The following is a 23547-nucleotide window of genomic DNA, read 5'->3' on the forward strand; positions in this document are numbered from 1 at the left end:
TGGCTTATGACTGGGCGCTGAAGCTGAATGCAGAAAATCTTTCATCAAAGTGATTCACATCGTTATAAATTCCTAAACAGAAAAAAACTGACCCAGTCAGTCTGAGCCAGTCATTCTATCATTTATGAAAATCCACATTCATTTTTTCTTCACCAAACACCACTGATGTCTGGCTGGGTTTCGTTTCAGCAATTATTTTTCCATTTCTTATTGAATACCTGACAGCCGCCTGCCTCCTGATTGCTTCATACTCATTTTCCGCATCAAGAATAATCAGGTTGGCCGGCTTTCCTTCTTCAATTCCATATTTCTCATCAATGTTTAAAGTTTTAGCACTGTTAGTTGTTATCAGGTCAAACGAGTTAACAATTTGCTCATACCCCATCAGCTGTGACACATGGATGCCCATATGTAGCACCTGCAGCATATTGCCGGTGCCAAGCGGATACCATGGATCGAAGATGTCGTCATGGCCGAAGCTAACATTCAGCCCTGCTTCAAGCAGCTCTTTTACTCTTGTAATTCCCCTGCGTTTCGGATACGTATCAAAGCGTCCCTGCAGATGGATGTTTACGAGCGGGTTTGCGACAAAGTTAATGTTTGATAGCTTTAACAGTCTGAACAGCTTGTAGGTATAAGCATCATTGTAAGATCCCATTGCCGTTGTATGGCTGGCTGTTACCCGGCTGCCCAATCCGCGTTCATAGGCTTCCGCTGCCACCACTTCCACAAAGCGCGACTGTTCATCATCGATTTCATCGCAGTGGATATCGACAAGGCGGTCATATTTTTCTGCAAGATCAAAGGCCGTTTTCATTGAAGCCACGCCGTACTCCCTTGTGAACTCGAAATGAGGAATGCCTCCTACCACATCAGCGCCCATTTTCAGCGCTTCCTCCATGAGTTCAGCGCCGCTTGGATACGAATTTATTCCCTCCTGCGGGAAAGCTACCAGCTGGAGGTCCACATAGTCAGCCATTTCTTCTTTTACTTCCAGCAGGGCTTTTAAAGCAGTCAGACTGGGGTCTGTTACATCCACATGTGTACGGACATGCTGGATTCCCTGTGCAATTTGCCATTTGAGTGCCGTTTTCGCCCTTGTTTTCACATCTTCATGTGTCAGGGTTTCTTTTCTTTGTGCCCATCTTTGAATGCCTTCGAATAATGTTCCGCTCTGGTTCCATTCCGGTTCTCCTGCTGTCAGGGTTGTATCCAGGTGAATATGGGGTTCGATGAAGGGTTCCGAAACCAGGGATCCGGCAGCGTCCAGAATTTCCTGGCCGGCATCCGCTTCCCCTTGTGTCAGGCTGTGAATCTTTCCATCTTGTATCGTTATATTCCATAAGCCTTCCCGGCCTCTCAGTTTCGCGTTTTTAATAATCACTTCTTAGTTCCCCTTCCTGAACTGTATTTCTGCCTTGTAATGAAGCAGCCAACTTTGATGCCAGGACAAATGTGATTGCTGAACCTAACAGCGAGTTGACTGGCGGGATCCCCGGCACGAAATTTGCAGCGGCTACACCGGCTGCCCAGGCAAGAATCGCGATCCAGTTTACAGCCTTAAACTTCATATCTGCAAACTTCTTATATTCTCCGCGATTTACGATAAAGTAATCTGCCAGGATGATAGCTCCGATGGATGGCAGCGTCGATCCGAGAATCGTCAGGAACCCGACAAAGTTGTTGTACAGCCACATGGCCGCAATCGTTCCGACAATCCCGTTGAAGATGACAACCTTTCCTTTTCGGATTTTCAAAATGCTCGCAAATCCTAAGCCTGATGCATATAGAGCGTTATCGTTCGTTGTCCAGATGTTTAAACCAAGAACCAGAATCGCCGGGAAAATCAGCTTTTGGATGAACATGACTTCTGAAATATCCGATTGCCCTGTTGCGATTGCACCAATTGCACCGAACAGGAACATGATCGAGTTTCCGATGAAGAAGGCGATGACGGTTGATACTACCGCTGAACGCTTTGTATTTGAGAAACGTGCAAAGTCCGGAGTCAGCGTGCCCGCACTGATAAACGAGCCGACGCAAATTGTTAAAGCCGCAGCCAGACTAATGGCCTCTGTTGGCTGATATTGCATAAGCCCTTCCAGGCCGCCTGCTGTTTCTGTTGCTTTAAAAACGGAGAAGCTTCCCAGAACAGTGATTAAAGGTACTGCTATGAAGCTTAAGATTGCCAGTGCCTTCATACCAAAGAAGGCTGTGCCTGTCATCAGGAGACCTGCCACCGCAATCAGAAGATACGCATCAATTCCTGTTACCTTCTGAACCGGCAGCGCAAACATCGCTACTCCAACTCCGAACCAGCCCACCTGAGTGGCAGCCAGCAGGAAGGATGATAGATAGGATCCTTTTTCACCGAAAGCATAGCGGGTGAGCAGGTGCGTTGATAGGCCTGTCTTTGCCGCGATATAGGCAAGTGCCCCTGTGTAAGCACCTAAAATCAAGTTGCCTGCCAGAACGATTCCGATAAACTGAATGAACGTTAATCCTGTTCCAAGCGTTCCTCCTGACCACATGCTGGCCGAGAAGAAGGTCAGGCCGAGCATCACCACAAGCATTTTCCAAAAACCATTGCGATGACCTTGAGGTACCGCTTCTAACGAAAAATCCAAATCTACTTTTTTCATACCAATTCCTCCAATCGTTTTTTGAACTGGTACCGAAGGATCTTCGATAGTAAGTGGGTGGAAAAAGAAAAAGGCTTCTCGCCGTTTTCCGACAAGAAGCCTTTTTCCTGTATGAAGAACCCTTGGGCAGGATACACCTCACCCATTGGTCATCATACTTCCGCTGTCCTTGTCAGCCTCACGGGACTGAATTAAAGGTACCAGTATTTAATTGTCTATTATTATTTCAGAAAATACCAGCAGTGTCAAGGTGGTAAATTTTAGGATGCTGTGTAGCAGGTTGCGAACCCTGTTGTCACTGCCCGATATTCTGCGATCGAAAATAGCCCTTATTAGGCTATTTCAATATCCAGGCCCACGCTTCTTCAAGCTGATGGCCTTCAAAATATTCGACTGTAATTCCAGGCAGGTAGTTCGTGAGCTTTGATACAGTGCCAATCCAGTCTTTATCACTGACAACAGCGAATTTATTAAACTGCTTCCACCTTTTTATATCAAATTCCATTCCTTCCGTTGCTCCCTGGAAAGTTGTTCCGTCTACATCCGTCATAATGGCCAGGATATTGAATTTCTGGTCATCTTTAAAATTTTCTCTTACGTATTGATCCAGCTTTTCGGCATCTTCCTTTGTTGCATTGCCATTGAATGCGAGGGCGATGGTAGAGGGAGAGCGGGATTCTATGAATTGAAGCATAAAGGTTACCTCCAAGTGGTTTTATTGAGGTAATTTCCCGATTAAGCGGGCTGCGAAACTAGCTGTGGGGAGTTTTTTATTGGAAATGGAGTGTGCTATTTGCAGGTTTGGATTCTATTTGCAAGTTTAGCGCTACTATTTGCAGAATCAAATACTCTATTTGCAAGTTTGCGATTCTATTTGCAGAATGAAGAACCTATTTGCAAGTTGGCAATCCTATCTGCAGAATGAAAAACTCTATTTGCAAGTTTGCGATTCTATTTGCAGAATGAAGAACTCTATTTGCAAGTTTGCGATTCTATTTGCAGAATCAAATATTCTATTTGCAAGTTTGCGATTCTATTTGCAGAATCAAATACTCTATTTGCAAGTTTGCGATTCTATTTGCAGAATCAAATACTCTATTTGCAAGTTTGCGATTCTATTTGCAGAATGAAGAACCTATTTGCAAGTTGGCAATCCTATCTGCAGAATGAAAAACTCTATTTGCAAGTTTGCGATTCTATTTGCAGAATCAAATACTCTATTTGCAAGTTTGCGATTCTATTTGCAGAATGAAGAACCTATTTGCAAGTTTGCAATCCTATCTGCAGAATGAAAAACTCTATTTGCAAGTTTGCGATTCTATTCGCAGAATCAAATACTCTATTTGCAGCGTTCACAATTCGGTTCTTTTCCAACAAAAATAGAACCAGCAAAGCCGGTTCTATAAATTATTTCTTGCTGTAAAATCGATCCCGAACCTTTTTGAGGCGGGCATGATAGTTTAGGATATCGAGTCTTGCTTTCTCTGCTTCAGGTGCGATCGGCCGAAGCTTTTCAATTTCCCAATAGTCTATAATGACATCGAGAACCTGATCAAAGTATTCCAGCGGGCCGTAGTTGGCTTCTTTTGCAATGATAGCCATCCGGTTTTCAAAATCCGGCATGACAGCACCCGGCATTTTAAAGTTCATGATGACGTTCGCGAGGTAGTAGCAATAGTTAGGTTCTAATTGCAGGTGATGTTTTATAACGTCCCTGTAAAAAGTATAATGCAGGGTCTCATCCTTGGCCAAACGCCTCAGCAAGGTGGACAAATCCTTATCATGTGGACCCGCTACCTTCGCTACATTATAGTAGAACACCATGGTGGCCAGCTCCTGCATGGAGGTATAGACCATTGTTTCAAATGGGGTATGGAAATCAGGATTCCAGCCGTTTTCCACTGTCTGCTTATGCAGCTGGTGAAGCCTGCCCGGATGGACATTACGCGTGATTAAGAGATAGGTTTCAAGCAGATTGGAGTGCTGATCTTCTTCCGCTGTCCAGGTATGCACAAATTCCTTAATAACACTCAATGACCCTTTAAAGGTCTGGTCTAAATAAGAGGTGAACCATGGGAGATTCACTTCTGTCAGGAGAGCTGTCTCCACAGCCGTAATGACGGACTCCGGAAGCGTCACCTGGCTTTCATCCCATGGTACACGCCGGAAATCCTGCGCTTTATCCCAAGGAAGAAATTCGTGATAGCCCCAATCTATTTTTTCAGCCCGCTTTTTGTGCTCCTCATACAATTCCCTTACCTTCGGCTCCAAACGAAAATCGAGATGATTTGTTAACAAGTGTAGACCTCCATCGCTATTTTATAGCTAACTATTATGACCTGTTACTAATTTAACTATATCACATTTCTGCGTTAACTAACTAACATAAAAGTCGAATTTTCGGGAAATTAGGACTTTTATAGCTCGTTTTCTTATTTAGATCAATAGTTTTGAACATTTTTCCATCGTACATATCTGTAAAAACTGATTTTCTTCTCCCGGTTTGAAAAGTTAAACAAACCAAAAAACCCAGCTGAATAATCAGCCAGGCTTTTTGAAATGTTTGATGAAACTTTTGTTCAAACATATTAAGCTCCAGTTTTTCAAAACTTCAACTCATAAACCTTCCGCGGCCGCCCGCGCTGTCCAGGCTGTTCTTCACCCGTCACTTTGGCAAGCCCCAGCCGCTCGAGCTCCGCCATAATCCTTCTTGAGTTGCGTTCGGTGTTCTTCAGCCACCTTGAGACTTCCTGTGCAGTGACAATCTTTTTTTGATAGTGCCTTGAAAGGTATTCGATTTTGGATACGATTGCCGGATTGATTTTGGCGCCTTTAAAGCGTTCTTCCCATTCCTCTCCCCAGATGCGCTGCTGGTAGGAAATTGCCTCTTCGCCGCTTTCGGAAAGGTGTTCCTTAATTTCCTTGTTTTCATCGACACTAATCACAGGAGAAGCTTTCTGGTCACGCGCATATTGGAGGGCGAGCCTCACATTCTGCTCTGCATCATAAGCTGTCAGCCCGTACCCCACACCGATTCTGACCTTCAGCTTGCTGTGGATTTTCGCTTCTTCTATAAGAGAGTACATGGACGCTTCCTGAAAGTGCATATCCATCTCGCCCCGGGTTGTATAAATAAAGAATAGACCATCCCCGATCTGCACAAAGGAGCCTTGCACTTTTTCGGCATAGTCAAGCATGACCTGCTTGATTTCCAGCTCATGCCGCTTCATTTCATAGGTAAAATGCTGCTCTTCGAGTGAGCTTGGAGAGTGAACGACTTCCATTCCCATAATCGCTATCTGGGAGCGTTTATACCAGTTGGATTGGCCTCTTTCCCTTAAGTAGCGGAGCACAAGTTTGATCGCGACAGGTGACGGAACCACCCGGTAGCATGGGATTCCCTGCTCCCTCAGTCGGTCATGAACCTCCTGGACACATGTCAATGCGACCTCCGTTTTTCCTTTCTCATAAAGCTCCTTATGAAAAAGGATGATTTCCTCTGCCGGTTCGTATTCATTGTAAGAAAATGTGTGGATGTTCAAATCTCCTAAAAAATATGTATTCTTAAGTATATCCAGCTCGGACTCCTGAATGGTGTCCAAGCTTGCCTGCTGAAATCCGCCTTCCCTGAGATGCGCTTCAAGGAGTGTTCCCAGCAGGCTGGAGCCATATAGAGGGGGATAATGGGCATTTTCTTCCCCGATCAGCCCTTTTGAACGCGCGTAAAAATAAGGGGCCTGTCCGGAGAAAAACCATAAATCAATTTCCGTTTTATGTTCCCTGATTATCTTTTCCGTTTCTTTTGTTTCCTTATAAATGTATGGAATCATCTCAAGCTCGCTGTATTCACGCGACAAGGCAAGAATGTGTCCAACGGAGTCTCCCGGTCCCACTACCCCAACGCGAATTTTCATTCTTTTCCACCTGCTTCTTCTTTATATGCTAGTTTCAATTTTTAAATATTGTGCGATAATCTTTGTTCCCATTTCCAGATCTTCAATAGAGGCAAACTCCTCAGGATGATGACTGAGGCCATTTTTGCAGGGAATGAATAAAAGCCCTGAAGGCCATTTGGCCGCCATGTTCATCACATCATGGCCTGCGCCGCTTTCAAGCACCAAGGCTTTGTATCCCAACGCTTCACCTGAATGCTGCAATTTTCGCATCACTGCCTCATCAAGCTGAACGGATGGATTATGAACAAGCGTTTTTACTTCTATTGTAACACCAAAAGATTCCGCAAGCTGATGACATTTTTCACGGATACGCTTCTCCATTTCTTTTTTCAGTGAATCATCCACACTGCGGATATCAATTCCAAGCTCAACCGTTCCGGGAATTACATTCATGGCGTTCGGCTTTAGTTCAAAGGTGCTTGCTGTTGCCACAATTGGCACCGCACTGGAATTCGATAAAGCAAGAGCTTTCTCTGATATAAATGGAACGAGAGGTGCCGCTGCAACAAAGGCATCCTTTCGTTTGCCCATCGGGGTCGTTCCTGTGTGCCCCATCTGTCCATTGACGATTACCTTTAAGCGGATTGGACAGGCAACTGCCGTTACTGCTCCAAAGTCTGCACCGGCATCTTCCACTCTGGTTCCCTGCTCAATGTGAAGCTCGATAAAACTTTTTAAAGCTGACTCCGGCCGTTCAGCATCTTCAATTGCATCCCATGACAGTCCCATGTCCTCGACTGCCTGGAGGATGGTGATGCCATCCTCATCCGTTACACCTTCCACATCATTCTTATTAAGAAGGCCGCTCATTGCCTTGCTGCCAATGGTTGATACGCCAAAACGGGATGATTCCTCAGATGCAAAACAAATGACTTCAATTGAGGAAGCAGGCTGGAACCCTTCTTCTTTCAATTTCTTTACGGCAGCCAGACCGCAAAGGACACCGGCAACTCCATCATAGCCTCCTCCGCCCTTTACGGTATCCACATGAGAACCTACGGCAACAGCCGGTAATGAATCTTCAGCTTCCCAGCGGGCAATCGCATTCCCCGCTTCATCTCTTCGAACCTTCAAACCGATATCCTCAGCAATGGAAACAAATACATCAATGGCCCGCCATTCTTCTTCCGTGTAGCCTAACCGGCAGAACCCTTCTGCCTGGTTCATGCTGTCTGTTAAATTTAACGCTTTCAGATGCTTATCCAGCCATTCTTTCATTCTCAACACTCCTCCCTGATCTAAAATGAGGCAGATTGCTCTGCCTCATCTATTCCTTAATTTAATTTTTTTATAGATTCAAACAGCAGCTGGACGGCATTCTTCATCGTGCCTTCATTAATATCGAACTTCTCGTTATGATGGCCTGCCGCCAGTTCTGTGCCGAAAATGCAGTAGGTGGCCTGTCCTCCATTTTGCTGAACACGCTCCATGAAGAAGGTTGCGTCCTCAGAGCCTGCAGGTGAATTGTCTTCGAGGATGCTTTCTTTTATATAGGAAGCTTCTTGTGCACAGGCATGCAGGACGGATGCCAGCTCTTTTGAACCATGAGCACTAATGGCCTCGCCTACAGTATGAATCTCGTATTCTACTCCATACATTTGGGCTGATCCTGCAATAACTGCTTCGGCCTGTGCTTTGACATATTCGTTAATTTTTGTCGTTTCCCCGCGTGTTTCAATTTTCAGCACCGCTTTATCTGCGATAATATTGCGGCCTGAGCCTGCATGCAATTCACCCACGTTGATGCGGGTTGCCCCTTCTGAATGACGCGGAATAGCGTAAATATTCAGAGCGGCAGAAGCGGATGCCAGCAGGGCGTTTTTCCCCTCTTCCGGATTTCCGCCTGCATGGGAAGAAACTCCTTTAAACGTTACATCAAGTTTTGACGTTGCCAGAAATCCGTTTTTTGATGCCACAAAATGTCCATCTGGAACTCCTGTGCCGACATGTGAGGCAATTAAATAATCCACATCATCGATAACTCCGGCTTCGGCCATTGAACGAGCCCCGCGGGTGCCTTCTTCTGCAGGCTGAAAAATCAGTTTGATTTTCCCCTTAAGGCTGTCTTTGTTTTCAGCAATCAAGCTTGCCAGGCCAAGCCCGATGGTTGTATGGGCATCATGTCCGCAGGCATGCATGGTGTTTGGAACTGCAGACCTGAATCCTTCTTTTTGCGGAAAATGGCTGTCTGCCTCTGATTCATGGATCGGCAATGCATCCATATCCACACGGAAGGCGATGGTCGGTCCTTCCTTTTTTGTATCCATAGTCGCGACAATGCCTGTGTATCCATCTTTGAAGGGTTCAATATAATCTTTTTTCGCCCCATTTTCGAGAGCCCATTGATAATGTGCGGCAGTTTCCTCTTGATTTGGCTTACCCATAAAATAATCAGCAGCCATTACCTGCCTGCCCATTTCCAGCCCGAAGCCAAGTTCATCCAGGATCGATGCGACAATGGAGGCTGTCCGCATTTCCAGGAAGCCTCCCTCTGGATAACGGTGAAAATCACGGCGCCACTCTTTTAATTGAATTTCAAGATTACTCACTTTTTAACCACATCCTATTCTTATAGATAAGGACCGATTCCCGGACCAAACGGGATTCCAAAGAAAACGAAAACTAAAAGCATAATGATCCACGTGATCAGGAACGTAATCGAGTACGGAAGCATTAAGGAAATGAATGTTCCAATTCCCGCTTTTTTGTCATACTTCTGCATAAACGACAGGGCGATAACCATATATGGCATCATCGGTGTCACAATATTCGTAGATGAATCTGCTACACGGTAAGCCACCTGTGTAAATGCAGGGTGATAGCCAAGCTGCATAAACATTGGAACGAAGACTGGTGCTTCAAGCGCCCACTTCGCTGAACCTGAAGTGATCAGGAAGTTCAGGGAAGCTGTAAAAATGATGTAGCCAATAATCAATCCGATTCCGGTGAACTCCACGTCTTTCAGGAACTCTGCTCCATTAACCGCTACCCATGTTGCGATATTAGACCAGCTGAAGTACGCGATAAATTGAGCGATTGCGAAGATTAAGACAATATAGGATGCTAAGTCCTTCATAGCCTCTGCCATGAAATTAGCCACATCTTTACTGCTCTTAATGTTGCCGACTGTTACTCCATATACAGTACCGATAATAATGAAGAAGAAGAGAATGATTGGAATAATGCCATCCAGGAATGGAGATGGAACGAGTCCGCCATCTTCATTGGTTAACGGGCTATTTGGTATAAGGATCGCTCCCGCAATTAGGGCAATATAGGCGAATCCGGCAATCGCTGCATTTCGCAAAGCCTTCCCTGCATTAGGTGGATCTTCCTTAATCGCTTCTTTAACCTCTTCGCCTTTGTATTCTCCAAGACGCGGTTCAATGAACTTAGTCGTGACAAGTCCACCGACAATGGTTAAAACAAATACGGAAACAATATTAAAATACCAGTTATCAATTGGTGTAACGACCATATTCTCATCAATAATCTTGGCAGCTTCTGTTGAAATCCCGGCCAATAGTGCATCTGTTCCAGCAATCAGCAGGTTTGCTGTAAAGCCGGCTCCGGCTGATGCATACCCTGCTGCCAAACCGGCAATCGGGTTACGGCCGATTTTGTAGAAGACCATTGCGGCAAGCGGCGGCACCAGAACCATCGCAGCATCGGATGCGATATTCCCCATGATCCCGACAAACACAACAGTGTACGTGATTAATGCCGGCGGTGATTTTAAAATTGTTTTCTTAATGGCATAATCCAGCATGCCGACTTTCTCGGCAAGACCAATCCCGAGCATCATGGACAGAACCAGGCCAAGAGGTGCGAACCCGGTGAAGTTATCAAGCATGGATGTCAGGATAAAATTCAGGCCTTCTCCAGATGCCAGGTTCTTAACTTCCAGTTCCTCTCCCGAGCCAGGGTGGACAACAGTAGCACCAAAGGCACTAAATATAGCTGAAACAATAATAACTAACACTGCGAGCCCGGCAAATAATATAAATGGATCCGGGAGCTTGTTTCCTACCTTTTCGACCCCATTGAGGAATCGCTGGGCAATCCCTGGCTTCTTGTTTTCTGTTACCACTTTCTTTCCTTGTTTTTCTGTTTTCATATACTCCCCTCGCTTTTCTGTTTTTGGTATTTATTACTTATGAATTAAGCCTCGTTGGTTTTCAATGTGTATGCTTGCTTTCGCGTTCTGGCAAGTTCGCCGGATTGAGATTCACCCCCTCGGGTTTATGATCTTTTGTTCGAAGGGATTCTAGGTAATCCGGGTTCGGACTCTAACCCCCGTATTTCTGCTTTCTCTGTCCGAAGTTGCACCGGGTTCGGACTCTAAACCCGTATTTCTGCTTTCTCTGTCCGAAGTTGCTCCAGGTTCGGACTCAAGAGCTCGCATTTCTGCTTTCTCTGTCCGAAGTTGCACCGGGTTCGGACTCTAAATACAGCATTTCTACTTCCTCTGTCCGAAGTTGCACCGGGTTCGGACTCTAAACCCCGTATTTCTGCTTTCTCTGTCCGAAGTTGCTCCAGGTTCGGACTCTAAACCCCGTATTTCTGCTTTCTCTGTCCGAAGTTGCTCCGGGTTCCGACTCTAAACACCGCATTTCTGCTTTCTCTGTCCGAAGTTGCTCCGGGTTCCGACTCAAAACCCCGCATTTCTGCTTTCTCTGTCCGAAGTTGCTCCAGGTTCGGACTCAAGAGCTCGTATTTCTGCTTTCTCTGTCCGAAGCTGCCTCGGGTTCGGACTCTAAACCCCGTATTTCTGCTTTCTCTGTCCGAAGTTGCTTCGGGTTCGGACTCAAACCACCGTATTTCTGCTTTCTCTGTCCGAAGTTGCTCCAGCTCAGACTCACTCGTCCCCTTCTACTTTAAAGCAGAAGGCTTAACCTCTTTCGGAATTGGACATGTGTAAGGATTAGCTTCCTTAAACTCTTTGAATTCCTGTTTAACAGCTTCCAATTTCTCCTGGTCGGTCAGCAGTTTTACACCGGTTAATGCCATAGCTTCTGCTGCCCGGAGCATCCCTTTGTGCGCATAGCTGCTGATGCCTTGAGTGGTCATCTGCCAGGTATGCAGCGGTGTTCCCAGTGCTGATGTTGAGGCTGTCAGCTGCGCAGTTGGAACAACCCAGCTTACATCTGAGACATCGGTAGAGCCGGCAAGGACTTCTTTGGAAGGTTCATAGGCTGAGATGGTTTCAGCCAGGTATTTCCCCTCAAATTCACTGCCATCCCCCACATAGCCAAACCCTCGTAAAATATCTAAATAGCTTTCTTTTTCACCATCTGATAGGGTTGTCCAAAGCTTTTCGGCAAAGACCTTTTCTTCTTCATCCGGCTTTTCAATTCCGGCTTCCTGAAGGCTTTGATAGAGAATTTTTTCAATGCTGCGGTTTGGAATATAATTGGAGCAGGCCTTGTCAAACTCAATGGTAAGCTCTGTTTCTGTCATCAGAGCTGCGCCTTCCGCGATTTTGCATACCCGTTTATAGATTTCGTCCACCTGCTGAACCTTTGGCGCTCGGATCAGATAAAGGACCTCGGCGTCTGCCTGTACGACATTCGGCGAGATGCCTCCTGTGTTGGTGATGGCGTAATGCATTCTGGCTTCCGGCACGACATGCTCGCGAAGGTAATTCACACCTACGTTCATGAGCTCAACCGCATCGAGGGCACTTCGTCCAAGATGAGGCGAGTTCGCCGCATGTGAGGATAAGCCTTTAAATCTGAAATAAACCTGATAGTTTGCGAGACTCGATAAGCTCATGATGCTGTTGGCCGGAGATGGATGCCATGTTAAGGCTGCGTCCACCCCTTCAAATACTCCTTCGCGGACCATGAAGGTTTTTCCGGAGCCGCCCTCTTCGCCTGGACAGCCAAAAAACTTAACCGTCCCAGGCAGATTGTTTTCTTCTAAATATTTTTTTGCAGCACAGGCTGCCGCAAAGGCGCCGGTCCCCAGGAGGTTATGGCCGCATCCATGACCGACATTCAGCTCGGTTGGTTCATACGAAGTTTTATTTGGCACCTGCCCCAATCCGGACAGAGCATCGAATTCACCAAGAAAGCCAATAACAGGAGCTCCGCTTCCGTAAGAAGCTACAAAAGCAGTTTCAATATTTCCAGCATTCCGTTCAACCTGGAAGCCTGCTTTTTCACATTGGGATGCCAGAAATTCTGCTGATGCATACTCTTCAAATCTAGTTTCAGGATGGTGATAGATATACTCGCTTATTTTTTCAAATGTCTCTTTATTTTCTGCCAAAAAGGATTTTGTAAAGTTCATGATTTCCTCCCTTAATTCTAAATGGCCGAACCGCCATTTAAGATATGAATATAAGCATCGACCGCAACCAGTAAAGCATCTTCGTCAAAATCGAATTGAGGATGGTGGTGAGGATAGTCAAGCTTCGTTCCAAACAGCATAAACGTAGCTTTGCCGCCATGCTTCTGGACCCTGTTCATCATAAAGCTGACATCTTCCGATCCGGAGACAGGGACAGATGGCAGCACTTCCTTCACAAGCTCGCTTGATGCACACCATTCGGTAATTTTCGGGATCAGCTCTTCATCACAGACAACCACTTCCGTAACTCCGACTGCTTCAAGTGTGCAGGACACATCGTGCATATCTGCTGCCGCCTGAAGAATCCGGGTCGCTTTTTCAGCCATATATTGTGCAATTTCCGGAGTCTCACCACGTACCTCAATTTCCATATAGCTGTCGCCCGGGATGATGTTCCTGCCGCTTCCTGCGGCCAGCTTCCCAACATTCACCCTGGTGACACCATCATGGTGGCGCGGAATGCCGTAAAGGTTGTTAGCAGCTGTTGTCGCTGCCAATAAAGCATTTTTCCCGAGTTCGGGATTGATGCCGGCATGTGAGGAAACTCCTTTAAAATATGCATTGTATTTGGTTGAAGCCAGAAATCCTGGCGTTATGGCTGCGATTGTTCCAACGGGCAGGGACTTAATGCCGATGTGGCCTGAATAAAAATAATCAACATCATCAAGCCAGCCTTTGTCTGTCATGGCCCGAGCCCCTCGACCACCTTCTTCTGCCGGCTGAAACAAAAGGGTAAAGCGGCCCTTAAGCTGGTCACTATGGGAAGAAATATACTGAGCAACCCCAAGGCCGATGGCGGTATGTCCGTCATGTCCGCACGAATGCATCACATTCTCTTCTTTTGAGATAAATTCGTATTGAGCTGGACGATGGGCAGGATCTGCTGATTCATTTATCGGCAGGGCGTCAATATCAAAGCGGAAACCAACATGGTCTCCTGTTCTGCCAGTATCCCAGACTGCCACAAGCCCGGTATTGCCGCCGCGCATTTGATCGAGCCAGGACTCTTCAACTCCCCATTCCCTTGCCTTTTTCTCTTGTGCCTCCAGATCAGTTTGTGCAGGAAGCCCCATACGGGAATTCTCTTCAAGCGCGTCTTTACCTATATAAAGTTTGAAACCCATCTTTTCCAGTTCTTTTCCGATCCGGTATGTAGTGATGTACTCCATGAACCCCAGTTCAGGCAGTGCATGTAAAGTGCGCCGCCATTTGATCAGCTGGGGAGTTATTTCCTTTAAAAAGCTGCTGTCCATTGTGATCCCCCTTGTTGAAATTTATTTCGGACATTTTCCGTTTCATTACCTTAAATGTATTATACACATATTATTAGAAAATTCAAATTGGTTTTTATCCAATAAATAATCTAACAACAATACCTTTTTCCTAATTTACATATTTAGTGTAAAATTTCATATTTAATACTGTAATAAAGTTACTTTTTACACTAAAATAAAGGCAATCATCTAATCTGGAGGAAAAACATGCCTATGAAAAAAATATTCCTGCTTGTACTAATTGGGTTGTCTATTTTTCTTGGAGGGTGTTCCTATTTCTTTCGTGATAGTGAAGAGGAACATATTCAAAAGGTGTATATCCGTGTTCAGGATTACACTGGAGAAGAATACCGTCAGCCTTACGGGAAAAAAACGGATAAGATTGCTGAAGCAAACCAGGATGTGATTGAGGAAGCCACAATTAAATATTTCAAGGAAACATACAAAACCGATGTGAAGGTTCATAATATGGTCGGTGTACTGGAGGGTGTTAAGGTATTTGTGGAATCAATAGGTGAACCGCATTTTTATACTTATGCTTATGTACAGATCCAGGATAATAAGGTACTGCCTCACCTCATCGGGGCTGAGAAATACAAAATACAGGAAGCCATTCAGGGCGGTTTATATCACATGATTTTTGAAGAAGAGTTTCAAAAGCTCGATGGGTATTTAGAGTCCCTTGCAGAAGAAGGGCGCGTAACGGGGAAAACAAAGGCAGCACTTCAGAATGCAGGCGGTCTCGGTTTTATGACTCCCTATTATTTTATTAACATGCTCAGTGCTGAGGCAGCGATTAAACCAGTATATGACCTATACTTAAGAAAACCTGATGCCAGTAAAAAAGAGTTAAGGAATGCCTTTGCTGAAAACCTATTTGACTTAGAAAATCTCTCTATTAATATTCAGCTGTTCATGAGCGATAAAGGTGCAGAGCCGAGTGAGGAAATTTTCAATCGGGTAACCAGGGATCTCGAAGAAATGAGCGGTATTCCCAAAGGGTCCTATAGCTTTACTTTAAATGACAACCTGATTCAGAGAGAAACGTCTCAAGGTGTTAAAGATAATTCTTTAAGGAGGAGTTATCCGGATTATATTGTGAGAGATTAAAGGTTGGGAGGATTATTGGAGCGATGAATATTAGAACAAGAATAATGCTTACTATTATTGGAATACCCCTAATGCTTGGAGGATGTTCTGGTAAGAATAGCACGAACAACAATAAAGACAGTGAAATAACAAAAGAAACACAGGCTGCCGCCTCTGAAGAAACAATGGTAAGTGTTCAGGATTATACCGGGGAAGGCTATGCACTTCCATATGGAAAAGAAACGAATAAAATCGCTGATGATCATCTTGCTCAAATAGAGGAAGCTGCCCTCAATTTTTTTAAGGAGAAATATAAGACCGATGTAACGGTGCATAATGTAGTCGGTGCTAAGGATGGGGCTACTGTGTTTGTAGAATCAAAAGGTGAGCCGCATTTCTACACTTATGCTGTAGTACCAATTGATGCACAAGGAAAAAAAGTGAAGACAGAAATGATTTGGGCGGATGAATTTCAGGTGGAGAATGCCATTAAAGGCGGATTGTATCACATGATTTTTAATGAAGAATTCAAGAAGCTCGATAACTACCTTGAGTCAGTTGCGGCTTATGGACAAGTAACAGGTAAAACAGAAGAGGCCCTCCAAAATGCTGGCGGACAAGGTTTTATGGCACCCTATTATTTTATTTCCATGACAGATGAAGAGTTGGCTATTACGCCAGTCTATGACCTTTATATAAATAATCCTGATGAAAGTGTAGAAAACTTACGGAAAGCTTATGATGAAACACAATTTAATCCTGAAAATTTCTTTATAAATATACAATATTTCATGGCTGACGAAGAATCAGAACCAAACAAAGAAATATTTAATGGAATCGTGAACGAACTCGAAGAGATGACTTCAATTCCTAGAGGTTCTTACAGTCTTTTTCTTAATGATAATTTCATTGATAAACAGAGTGCAGATGGGACTAAGGATAACTCTTTGGAACAGTCCTTCCCTGACTATATTATAAAAGATTAAAGAAGGTGAATAAATGAATACAAATAAGAGTTCACCAACTGTTGCTAAGATATTTCGTCAGATAAATGATAGACCTCCCATCCATTGCCATTTTAAGAGAGATGGATTGTTAGGATCAATGAGTCAATAAGGAGAAGGTTGAGAAACTAAAAAACTGCATTTGATGAAAGTAGAAAATTTAACAATCGGCATTCAACTATTTATGAAAGACAAGGATGCTAAGTCAAGTGAAAAGATCTTTAATCACGCTGTAAAAGATCTGGATGAAATGAAAAACAATCCTAGAGGCTCTTATGGGATATTCCTTAATGATAACTTAATCCACAGGGAAACTTCTGAGGGCTTTAAAGAAAATTCCTTAGAGAGATTACCCTAACCAAGTTGTCAAGGAGTAAGAACTGTAATATTAAGCTCCATACCATTTGAAACAGCATGGACGATCTAACTTTAGTACAATCTTCCCTTCCCCTATCTGACTATTTACCTATTTTCACCTAAAAAGTGTAATTTTCCACGTTTAAACTGTAAAAATATAACTCTATCCGCTAAAATAAGGGATATAACTTTGAATGGCACATTCCTTTAGGGAGGACATGTAAATAATGCACAAGAAAACAAAAATTTTACTCTGCAGTGTTGGGATATCATTAATGCTTGGAGGATGTTCTGGTATGAATAGCACAAATAACAATCAAGACACTGAAAAAACAAAAGAAACACAGGCTGCCCCTTCTGAAGAAACTAAGATTAGCGTTCAGGATTATACAGGTGAGGGCTATGCATTACCATATGGAAGAGTGACAGATGAAATTGCTGATAAAAACCTTGCTCAGATAGAGGAAGCTGCCACCAGCTTTTTCAAAGAGAAATATATGACAGACGTAACTGTGCATAATGTGGTAGGTGCAAAGGATGGGGCCACTGTGTTTGTAGAATCAAAAGGCGAACCGCATTTCTACACCTATGCTGTAGTACCAATAGATGAACTGGAAAAGAAAGTAATGACGGAAAAGATATGGGCGGACGAATTCCAGGTCGAGAATGCCATTAAAGGCGGGTTGTATGGCATGATCTTCAAAAAAGAATTTAATCAACTCGATAACTACTTTGATTCACTTGCAGCAGAAGGTCAAATTACTGGCAAAACTTATGAAGCCATTCAAAAAGTTGGAGGCAAGGGTTTCTCAACCCCTTATTATTTTATTTCAATAGCCGATGAGACAGCTATCCAACCTGTATATGACCTTTTCATGAAAAATCCTGATGAAAGTGCAGAAAACCTCAGGAAGGCTTTTGAGGACAATTCATTCTCGGCAGAAAACCTTTTCATTAATATTCAATTATTTATGGCTGATAAAAGTGCAAATCCAGATAAAAAGTTGTTTGATAAAATCATAAAAGACCTTGAAGAAATGACCTCAATCCCTAGAGGTTCATATAGTTTTGTGTTAAATGATAATTTTATTGATAAGCAGAGCTCCAGCGGTATGGGAGATAATTCACTGGATTTACTAAAAGATATTATCAAAGAATAAAGCAGGTGAATAAATGAATACACTTAATGGTTCACCAAATATAAATGAAAATATCTCCATAAACAATGATAAAGATTTGGTTGAGCTAGCTGGCTACTATGCCTATACCTATCCCCAAAAAGGGGAAATCCTAAAAGTAAATGGAATAAAATATCAGGTTCGCCACGAGCACTATGAAGATCCAACCGGGCTTGATGCAATGACAGTTGTAAATATGGAGACTGAAGAAATATCCATCATCTATGTAGGAACAGATGCACATGGAGAATACGGCAAGCAGGATATTATTACAGATGCCCAGCTTTTAAGTGACCTGACACCTGCACAGCTAGCTGAAGCAAGAAATTATTTTAATGAAATGAATGAAAAATACAAACAATTTGGCGGCGTCCAATCGATCGCAGGAAATTCACTTGGCGGCGGTCTGGTTGGTGCAGTAGCAATTGAAAATCCAGAGGTTAAGGCCGTAACACTGAACCCTGCCCTCCTTCCTGATGGAATGATGGACCCTGATAAAACGTATGACAACATCACAAACTACTTCAGCAGCTACGATGTGCTGACTCAGACTTTAATCGCATTGGATCTGCATGGCAGGATTCCAGGAAAACAGTATGAAATCTTCAATGGGATTCCAGAATTCTCAAAGCTTGCTACAAACCATACAGGCTATCTGAGGAATGAAGATGGCACTCAGTTTTATGTTATCGGAGAAGTCGGCAAGCCGGGTTATGGAAAAATCTATGTGGATGCAGATGCCCATATCGTATCCAGCATTTGGACGGGAGTACCGCTGTATGGCGGGCACTCAGACCGCATTGAGATTAACAAGGAGAGCCTTGATCTTCTGGCTTCCTCCCTGCAAAACCATGTAATGGAAAGACTGAATCTTGCTCACGAATACTTGGGCAATTCGGTTGCCATTGTAGACGATGAAGCCAGCCGTTATTATGAACGGCTCAGCCGTCTGCAGAAGATTTTCGAAGAGATGTTTGAAAATCTGATCAGTGAACCGCTGTTTATGGGGATTACTTCGATCAGCAACCGATTAACAGCCGAAATTGACCATTTGGTTTCTTTGTTAAATGTGGCGGAAAGTCATGCTAAATCCCTGAACTATATACTGAATTCACCGCCTGCTGAGCTGCTTGAACATATTTTCCGGACGAACGTCAGTGTGGAAGGCATCTTTAATGAAATCCGCGGCTTTTTGTACGATTTGAAAGCAGATGTTCAGGATCTTTCCAAAAGCCTTATCCGGATTATTTCCAATAAAATCCCGGAACTTTTTGAGGGCGGAAAAGAACTTTGGTATGATGCTGTAGTCAGTGAATTAAAAGCCCATTATGGAATCGTGAACAATAACAGGGATAAGCTTCTTTCGCATATCAGCGAATATCAGAAACAAGTTCAGGATGTTGCCTCTAACTTTCATGACCGGGACCTTTCCCTGGGACAGTCGATTAGAAGCAAATCCACCCATTCCAATTCCATATCCGTACAGGGAACGAATACGTATAAGCTGGAAGATTCCCCATATATGGAGCTGAGGATGAAGATTAAGGAATTCCAGATGGATACGTCTTATTCTGCTTTCACTGCATCAACCCAGGCACTTCTCTTTCCTATATTGCATAAGGGCTGGGTGATTACCCTGAACATTGAAAATGCACTTGAACTCCTGTCGAGCACTATCAAAGGCGCAACCAAATTCGCCTTGGACTACACCATCCCCGGCAAGTTATTCGGCCTGTTTTCGGACTTTGACGATAAAATCCGAAACAGCGTCAACAACGCGCTGGAGCCTTTGGATGAATTTGCCGGTACGATTGAAGGCATCAGAAAAGGATTAGACCGATTAATGGCGGAGTATCCTACTCTATTAGAGAATTTCAGGCCTTATGTTGAGACAGCCATATTCAATAACAGCGGCTACTATAATGTCCACCTCTATAACCTTGCATCCATTGCTATTTTAAGAGAAATGGAAATGCTGTTTGATGATGTGGTGTATCAGCTTGGGAATCACAAAGCTGAAGCGATTGAGGCATTGTGTGACGTTTCTAAAAAAGTGAAGGGTAATATGGGGGTATTGTACGAACAGGTGGATCGCGGGACGATAAATTAATAGGCATAAATAAACCGAGCTGAGTGGCAGCTCGGTTTTCCTTTTATATAGGCTGTATTTGATAGTTTTTTTGCAGAATTTAATTGTCTATTTGCAAATTGATTATTCTATTTGCAGGTTTCCAGCAGCTATTTGCAATTTTCATTTCTCTATTTGCAAGTTTCAGGCTCCTATTTGCAAGCCCATTGTTTATTTGCAGGTTTCCAGCGGCTATTTGCAAATTTGATTGCTCTATTTGCAAGTTTCCGGCTCCTATTTGCAAGCCCATTGTTTATTTGCAAGTTTCCAGCGGCTATTTGCAAATTGATTGCTCTATTTGCAAGTTTCCGGCAGCTATTTGCAGGTTTCAGGCTCCTATTTGCAAATTTAATTCCTCTATTTGCAGATTCCATAATTCTATTTGCAAATTCGCCAAACCGCCAAAGGCCTGCTCTTTATGCAGCCGCTGGTAAGTGTAGTGTACGATTTAAACAAACGTTAGATTGAATTATTCTGCCCTCTCAAGATACTCCCCTAACAGCTCTTTAAAAAGCTCATTCAATTCCTTATTTTTCTGCTCCTTCAGCCATTCCACCTGGTTAATGGGCAGGTTTAATTTAAGTGTGATTTTTTCATTGGGCATCTCCACTTTTCGAATCTGTTCCAGGGTAATGCCAGCTTCAATATCGGGAAAATCCGGAGCATCCTCTCTTATTCTTAAGAGCCCTTCATATGACTCTTCCGGATCTATTTCGCAAAATAAGCTCAGCCGGGGCAGCTTTCCTGGCACAGCCTTTAGAAACATAAAGGAGCTTATCTGCCTGCCGTCCTCCAATACAACTTCTGTGATCAGACTGTCCCTGTCCTGATATTTTCTTAGAGTAACTTCGCTAACAATCATGTCTACTTCCAGCGTACTTCCGGATGACGATTCAAAAATATAGATGGCACTGTTAAACACATATATTTCTTCTCCATCAAGATTTATAAACTTTATAGCAGACATCCTTGTTCCTCCCATATTCCATAAAAGCTGCATCAAACAATAGCATTGTCTTAGCATATTTAATAAAGCGCAAAGCTGCTGAGTCTAATTTCAACATTTGCTTTAATAGGGTCAGCATTCAATGTAAATCTATAAATATAATGTAACATACGAAAGCATAGCCCACTATATATACGTACCCTTTACATGTTACTAAATTCGGAGCAAGGCTTTGCTAAAGAAATTTCAGGAGAAGTTCTGAGGAACTAGGGTGTGCTCTCTTCCAGCACTAATTTTTCAATATATCTTAAACAAAGAAAAACACTCTAGATGCTGGCATCTACAGTGCTTGACTTTTTGTTTGAAATTTTTTGTGGGGGGTTTAGCAATAACCAAAGAAGAGAAAAAGAGGGGAAAATATAAACTTTGCTGTGTAAATGATCTGTTAAATTACACTTTGAGTTTTAATTTCAAAGGAGATTGACTTTTCAAGTAAGCTGTCTTTTGATATTGCCGATATCTCTTTCATTTCTTGCGGTTTTCTCCCATATAAAATCCTGGTCTCTTTCAAGGACTTTAAAGTGCTCTAAGATCTCTTGATGGCGCTGATCACTTTTAGTTTCCAGTTCCTTCAGCTTGTTTTGAACCTCTTTGAGTTCCCCCTGCATACTCTGCTGGGTGTACTTCATTCCTTGCTGCTCTATTTTCATTTCTAGTTGTTCTTTTTTCATTTCCTGCATATCAGATTGAAGACTGCCAACCATTTTTATTAATTGGGCAAGCATACTTTCCATTTTTGCTTCGTTCATTGTTCACACCTCCTCTATTATAGTATATAACAAATTTCCTAAGGTAAATGTGACAATTTTGGGTGAACATGGGGACGGTTCAACCGTCCTCATGCTTTCCAGCTTACTGGGAAGAATAACTTTATACTATGCAAGAGGTTCATCATTTCACCGCTTGTTCAAAATTCTATAAATCCTTGCTTCATAAGGGCGCATAACTAGCTTTTCTGCAGAATCTCCTACTGGAATTTCAGCATAATTGCCAAGCAGAAGTTCTTTCCCGGTACCATGTGCAATCTCCGGTAATTTGACCTCATTTGTTCTTTCACTTTGATTAAGGACTATCAGCCATGTAACTTCCCCCAAAGACCGGGTATAGATATATAATTCTTCCTGGCCATCAGAGTGATCCGCATAGTCACCGTAAACCATAACTTCATTTTCTTTCCGCAATGCTATCAGCTTTTTATAATAATGGAAGACGGAGTCCGGAGTTTCAAGCTCCCTTTTAACATTGATTTCTTTGTAATTCGGGTTTACTTTTATCCATGAAATACCGCTTGTGAAACCGGCGTTTTTGCTGTCATCCCACTGTACAGGTGTTCGTGAGTTGTCTCTGCTTAGCGGCTGCAGATCTTTAAGGACCTGAACAGGATCTTCACCCCGTCTTACCAGCTCATTGTACTTATTTTTCATAGCGATGTCCCGGTAATCTGAGATATTTTCGAAACATACACCGGTCATTCCTATTTCTTCCCCTTGAAAAATATAGGGAGTTCCCGGCATGGTATGAACTAGCGTACCGAGTAATTTAGCCGATTCTACCCGGTATTCCCCATCATTTCCATATCTGGTTACCTGCCGTGTATGATCGTGGTTATTTAAAAACTGCGAGTTCCAGCCTTTCCCCTTTAACCCTTCATACCACTGCTTCTGAATTTCCTTGTATCGAAGCATATCCCAGGATGGCATATCATCAGCCACCTGAAAATGGAATAAGGTATGGAGTTCATTTCGATCTTCTCCAACGTATAATAAGCCATCTTCAGGCGTGACAAATGGGATTTCCCCCACCGTCATGATGTCATAGTGTTTAAGGACTTCATGGTTCATTTCCTGCAGGTATTCATGTATTCCCGGGTTATTGCCTAAGTAGGAGAGGTCATACGGGTTAGCCGCATCTCTATAGTCCTTCTGTTTTGCCAGCAGATTGATAACATCCATACGGAATCCGTCTATTCCTTTATCGAGCCAAAAACGCATGATCCTGTAGATTTCTTCACGCACTTCGCGATTTTCCCAGTTCAGGTCAGGCTGTTCTGCAGCAAAAGAATGGAAATAATATTGGCCCGTTTTCTCTTCCAGCGTCCACGGTGAGGGGGCAAAGTAGGAGCGCCAATTGTTTGGTTCTTTTCCATCTTTAGCATCTTTCCAAATATACCAGTCTCTTTTCGGGTTATCCTTCGAAGACCTGGACTCCAGAAACCATGGATGCTGATCAGACGTATGATTAACGACTAAGTCCATAATTATTTTCATACCAAGGTTATGAACTTCAGAGATTAACCGCTCGACAGTTTGCATATCCCCTGCCTTTTCCATTACCCCATAATAATCCGAAATATCATATCCATTATCTTTGTCAGGAGATTGATACATAGGATTCAGCCAGATGACGTCCGCCCCAAGATCTTTAATGTAATGCAGCTTTAACAGAAGGCCTTCCAGGTCACCGATCCCGTCTCCATTGGAGTCATAGAAACTTCTCCAATATACCTGATAGACCACCGATTCTTTCCACCATGTTTTTTTCAAGACTATCCCCCGCCTT

General features: G+C 43.4%; 19 protein-coding genes. 5 read left to right on the plus strand and 14 right to left on the minus strand.

The genetic code is table 11. From position 1 onward, the window contains the following. Nucleotides 1–118: 118 nt before the first annotated feature. The 10 genes from NAF01_RS23320 to NAF01_RS23365 all read right to left on the minus strand — a co-directional run bounded on the left by NAF01_RS23320 (nt 119) and on the right by NAF01_RS23365 (nt 14205). Nucleotides 119–1384, minus strand: a complete 1266-nt coding sequence (locus NAF01_RS23320; RefSeq protein WP_197246613.1) for a cytosine deaminase — start codon at nt 1382–1384, stop codon at nt 119–121. Continuing rightward, nucleotides 1374–2642, minus strand: a complete 1269-nt coding sequence (gene codB / locus NAF01_RS23325; protein ID WP_250801317.1) for a cytosine permease — start codon at nt 2640–2642, stop codon at nt 1374–1376. The genes NAF01_RS23320 and codB overlap by 11 nt, the downstream gene beginning before the upstream one ends. 337 nt (nt 2643–2979) lie before the next feature. After that, nucleotides 2980–3336: a SpoIIAA family protein gene (locus tag NAF01_RS23330; RefSeq protein WP_048009177.1), complete on the minus strand. Its 357-nt coding sequence runs from the start codon at nt 3334–3336 to the stop codon at nt 2980–2982. 713 nt (nt 3337–4049) lie between these two features. Beyond that, nucleotides 4050–4940 (minus strand): acyl-ACP desaturase, encoded by an 891-nt coding sequence (locus NAF01_RS23335; RefSeq protein WP_048009178.1) that lies wholly within the window; start codon nt 4938–4940, stop codon nt 4050–4052. Between the two features lie 305 nt (nt 4941–5245). Beyond that, on the minus strand, nt 5246–6556 hold the full coding sequence (locus NAF01_RS23340) for a helix-turn-helix domain-containing protein (protein WP_197246588.1): 1311 nt from the start codon (nt 6554–6556) through the stop codon (nt 5246–5248). Between the two features lie 21 nt (nt 6557–6577). Continuing rightward, nucleotides 6578–7816, minus strand: a complete 1239-nt coding sequence (locus NAF01_RS23345) for a M20 family metallo-hydrolase (RefSeq protein ID WP_250801318.1) — start codon at nt 7814–7816, stop codon at nt 6578–6580. A 56-nt stretch (nt 7817–7872) separates the two neighbouring features. Then, nucleotides 7873–9147 carry a M20 family metallo-hydrolase gene (locus NAF01_RS23350; protein WP_250801319.1) on the minus strand — a complete coding sequence of 425 codons (1275 nt, stop codon included), beginning with the start codon at nt 9145–9147 and terminating at the stop codon, nt 7873–7875. Nucleotides 9148–9167: 20 nt separating this feature from the next. After that, a complete protein-coding gene (locus tag NAF01_RS23355) occupies nt 9168–10715 on the minus strand; it encodes an AbgT family transporter (protein WP_035328366.1) in 1548 nt (515 codons plus the stop codon). Nucleotides 10716–11470: 755 nt separating this feature from the next. Next, nucleotides 11471–12892 carry a M20 family metallopeptidase gene (locus NAF01_RS23360; RefSeq protein WP_250801320.1) on the minus strand — a complete coding sequence of 474 codons (1422 nt, stop codon included), beginning with the start codon at nt 12890–12892 and terminating at the stop codon, nt 11471–11473. Between the two features lie 17 nt (nt 12893–12909). After that, complete coding sequence (locus NAF01_RS23365; protein WP_250801321.1) at nt 12910–14205, minus strand: amidohydrolase; 1296 nt, start codon at nt 14203–14205, stop codon at nt 12910–12912. A gap of 228 nt (nt 14206–14433) precedes the next feature. On the opposite strand from NAF01_RS23365, the gene NAF01_RS23370 reads away from it, so the two are divergent. From NAF01_RS23370 to NAF01_RS23390, 5 genes are all read left to right on the plus strand, one after another. Next, on the plus strand, nt 14434–15336 hold the full coding sequence (locus NAF01_RS23370) for a DUF1672 family protein (protein ID WP_226618693.1): 903 nt from the start codon (nt 14434–14436) through the stop codon (nt 15334–15336). A gap of 23 nt (nt 15337–15359) precedes the next feature. Next, entirely contained in the window at nt 15360–16301 is a 942-nt protein-coding gene (locus tag NAF01_RS23375; protein WP_226618694.1) for a DUF1672 family protein, read from the plus strand. 160 nt (nt 16302–16461) lie between these two features. Further along, a complete protein-coding gene (locus NAF01_RS23380; RefSeq protein ID WP_250801322.1) occupies nt 16462–16677 on the plus strand; it encodes a DUF1672 family protein in 216 nt (71 codons plus the stop codon). 226 nt (nt 16678–16903) lie between these two features. Continuing rightward, nucleotides 16904–17836, plus strand: a complete 933-nt coding sequence (locus tag NAF01_RS23385; RefSeq protein ID WP_250801323.1) for a DUF1672 family protein — start codon at nt 16904–16906, stop codon at nt 17834–17836. A 13-nt stretch (nt 17837–17849) separates the two neighbouring features. Beyond that, on the plus strand, nt 17850–19964 hold the full coding sequence (locus NAF01_RS23390; RefSeq protein WP_250801324.1) for an SA1320 family protein: 2115 nt from the start codon (nt 17850–17852) through the stop codon (nt 19962–19964). A gap of 79 nt (nt 19965–20043) precedes the next feature. Here NAF01_RS23390 and NAF01_RS23395 read toward each other — a convergent pair whose 3' ends face one another. The 4 genes from NAF01_RS23395 to NAF01_RS23410 all read right to left on the minus strand — a co-directional run bounded on the left by NAF01_RS23395 (nt 20044) and on the right by NAF01_RS23410 (nt 23531). Beyond that, nucleotides 20044–20205: a hypothetical protein gene (locus tag NAF01_RS23395; protein WP_250801325.1), complete on the minus strand. Its 162-nt coding sequence runs from the start codon at nt 20203–20205 to the stop codon at nt 20044–20046. Between the two features lie 246 nt (nt 20206–20451). Further along, nucleotides 20452–20949 (minus strand): hypothetical protein, encoded by a 498-nt coding sequence (locus NAF01_RS23400; protein ID WP_250801326.1) that lies wholly within the window; start codon nt 20947–20949, stop codon nt 20452–20454. A gap of 467 nt (nt 20950–21416) precedes the next feature. Continuing rightward, a complete protein-coding gene (locus NAF01_RS23405) occupies nt 21417–21737 on the minus strand; it encodes a hypothetical protein (protein WP_197217759.1) in 321 nt (106 codons plus the stop codon). A gap of 147 nt (nt 21738–21884) precedes the next feature. Further along, nucleotides 21885–23531 (minus strand): glycoside hydrolase family 13 protein, encoded by a 1647-nt coding sequence (locus tag NAF01_RS23410; protein ID WP_250801327.1) that lies wholly within the window; start codon nt 23529–23531, stop codon nt 21885–21887. Nucleotides 23532–23547 lie beyond the last annotated feature (16 nt).

The organism is Cytobacillus firmus, from assembly GCF_023657595.1.
Taxonomy (GTDB): Bacteria; Bacillota; Bacilli; order Bacillales; family Cytobacillaceae; genus Cytobacillus; species Cytobacillus firmus_B.

Excerpts from the sequence above, each read along its gene's own strand:
- codB (WP_250801317.1), bottom strand. The coding sequence starts at position 2,642 with ATGAAAAAAGTAGATTTGGATTTTTCGTTAGAAGCGGTACCTCAAGGT.
- NAF01_RS23330 (WP_048009177.1), bottom strand. The coding sequence starts at position 3,336 with ATGCTTCAATTCATAGAATCCCGCTCTCCCTCTACCATCGCCCTCGCA.
- NAF01_RS23340 (WP_197246588.1), bottom strand. The coding sequence starts at position 6,556 with ATGAAAATTCGCGTTGGGGTAGTGGGACCGGGAGACTCCGTTGGACAC.
- NAF01_RS23345 (WP_250801318.1), bottom strand. The coding sequence starts at position 7,816 with ATGAAAGAATGGCTGGATAAGCATCTGAAAGCGTTAAATTTAACAGAC.
- NAF01_RS23355 (WP_035328366.1), bottom strand. The coding sequence starts at position 10,715 with ATGAAAACAGAAAAACAAGGAAAGAAAGTGGTAACAGAAAACAAGAAG.
- NAF01_RS23360 (WP_250801320.1), bottom strand. The coding sequence starts at position 12,892 with ATGAACTTTACAAAATCCTTTTTGGCAGAAAATAAAGAGACATTTGAA.
- NAF01_RS23365 (WP_250801321.1), bottom strand. The coding sequence starts at position 14,205 with ATGGACAGCAGCTTTTTAAAGGAAATAACTCCCCAGCTGATCAAATGG.
- NAF01_RS23370 (WP_226618693.1), top strand. The coding sequence starts at position 14,434 with ATGCCTATGAAAAAAATATTCCTGCTTGTACTAATTGGGTTGTCTATT.
- NAF01_RS23375 (WP_226618694.1), top strand. The coding sequence starts at position 15,360 with ATGAATATTAGAACAAGAATAATGCTTACTATTATTGGAATACCCCTA.
- NAF01_RS23385 (WP_250801323.1), top strand. The coding sequence starts at position 16,904 with ATGCACAAGAAAACAAAAATTTTACTCTGCAGTGTTGGGATATCATTA.
- NAF01_RS23390 (WP_250801324.1), top strand. The coding sequence starts at position 17,850 with ATGAATACACTTAATGGTTCACCAAATATAAATGAAAATATCTCCATA.
- NAF01_RS23400 (WP_250801326.1), bottom strand. The coding sequence starts at position 20,949 with ATGTCTGCTATAAAGTTTATAAATCTTGATGGAGAAGAAATATATGTG.
- NAF01_RS23405 (WP_197217759.1), bottom strand. The coding sequence starts at position 21,737 with ATGAACGAAGCAAAAATGGAAAGTATGCTTGCCCAATTAATAAAAATG.